The organism is Streptomyces sp. XM83C (genome assembly GCF_023072675.1).
GTDB classification, from domain to species: Bacteria; Actinomycetota; Actinomycetes; order Streptomycetales; family Streptomycetaceae; genus Streptomyces; species Streptomyces thermocoprophilus.
Map to the genome: position 1 here is coordinate 1 of NZ_JALLGL010000529.1, position 1,958 is coordinate 1,958.

Here is a 1,958-nt window from a genome sequence, read left to right on the forward strand (position 1 = left end):
GCTACGGCCCCACCGGCAACGCCCAGAACCTCACCTGGGACCTCGAGGGAGAACTCACCCGCCTCACCGAAGGCACCAAGACCACCGACTACCTCTACGACGCCAACGGCGACCTCCTGATCCGCCGTGGCCCGGCCAAGACCGTCCTCTACCTCGCCGGACAGGAACTCCACTACGACACCGTTGCCAAAAAGTTCACGGCCCAGCGCTACTACCCCGCCGGTGACGCCACCGCAGTCCGCACCGAGGCCGGCCTGTCCTGGATGGTCGACGACCACCACGGCACCGCCTCAATGACCGTGGACGCCACCACCCAGGCCATCACCCGCCGTTACACCAAGCCCTTCGGCGAAACCCGAGGCACCGCACCGCAAGCATGGCCGGACGACAAGGGCTTCCTCGGCAAGCCCGCCGACATCGACACCGGCCTCACCCACATCGGCGCCCGCGAATACGACCCGGCCACCGGACGCTTCCTGTCCGTAGACCCCATCCTCGCACCCGAGGACCACGAGTCCCTCAACGGCTACGCCTACGCCAACAACACACCCGTCACCATGTCCGACCCGACTGGCCTGCGGCCCGTCACGGACTGTGACCGCGGCTGCAACACCGGCAACGGCGGCAGATACCACGACTGGATGACTCCCGGCCCCAACGGAACCTGGGTCTACCACTCGACTCAGACCTACAGCCAAAGTTTCCAGTACGAGAAAGCCGGCGGCAGTACCGGTTCCGGCACCATGACCGTCACCATCCACAACGACGGTGGCCAATTCTCGGCCCAGGTCGTCTTCAAACGGGGCCCCGACCCCAAACCTGAGCGCCGAGACGGATCTCAATGCACCGGCTGCTGGGCCATGGGGACCAACCCCTACTACGACCCCTTGAACGGCGAACTCCCAGACACACCAAAGCTCAAAACCTGGCAGAAGGTCGTCCTCGGAGTGGTCGCAGGCCTGGCACTTAGCGTGGCCGCCGCCCCCGTTATAGCCGATATGGCCCCCGGATGCCTGGCCACGGCCCCGGTATGCTTCGCAGAAATCGCTGAAGCCGTCACCGGCGGCGCCTCCGGCGGTAGCGCAGTCGTCGGAAGTTCAGCGGCTGCAGCCGCAACTTCGGTTGCAAGGTCTGAGGGCGCAGCCGCTGAAGCAGCGAGCCAACTTCCCGTTTACTACAACAGGAACTGGGCGTTCAGGCAGGAAAACGACTTCCACATTCCCATGCTGATCACACCGCATGGGAGGACGCTGAGTAACCACGCAGCCGAACGTGTAGCCGGGAGCGGTCCGGGGCGGCCCCCTACGACACTGAACGCCCTCGACTACATCCTGGAAACCGGAGACAAGGTAAAGTATGACGCAGCTCGCGACACTATCCAGGTCAGAGCAACCCAACTCCCCGGGAAGCCATTCGTGGTAGTTTCAGCAAGTAATCCAAACCACATTGTAACCGCAATGATCCCGAAGAAATTTGACATTCCGTGAAGCCTGAAGAGAAAATGCTCGAAATGGCCCGGACATTCATTTCTGGGGAAGATCGATCGATGACCTTTGTGGCATCCATGGAGGGTTTCGCCACAGAACACCTCCTGGACTCCGAAATGTTCGACTTCCTCGCCGAGGGGCTATCGCTCTATCGGCCCTGGGCCGGGCTTCCATATTGGTCGGAAGAAGATATGGTTCAACTCATGAAAGACTTCCTTAGGGAATTCGGAGCATGAGGAACCGAGAGCCACACGGTTGCTCCAACTGCGGGCACTGACCACCGAGTGAGGTCTAGGCAGGCGTTGCAAGGTAGTAGTGCCCACAGAAGCTAGGTGCGCTTCTCCTAGCTTGATCTTTAACCTGTGCGGCGAGGCCGTGGGGTCGTCGACTTCTTCGCCTTCGGTTTCGTGGTGTCTGTTTTGCGGGCTGTGTAGACGTCGTGCCGTGGAGTCGGCCGGGTGTTCTTGCTTC

The 1,958-nt window shown here is 61.7% G+C and carries 2 protein-coding genes; both read left to right on the forward strand.

Going from position 1 to position 1,958, the window contains the following annotated elements:
• Positions 1 to 1,487: RHS repeat-associated core domain-containing protein (locus MTQ10_RS30075; protein ID WP_247473727.1), on the forward strand; the 1,487-nt coding region annotated here is incomplete at its 5' end.
• Positions 1,484 to 1,723 (forward strand): hypothetical protein, encoded by a 240-nt coding sequence (locus tag MTQ10_RS30080; RefSeq protein ID WP_247473730.1) that lies wholly within the window; start codon positions 1,484 to 1,486, stop codon positions 1,721 to 1,723. The genes MTQ10_RS30075 and MTQ10_RS30080, both read left to right, overlap by 4 nt.
• Positions 1,724 to 1,958: the final 235 nt, after the last annotated feature.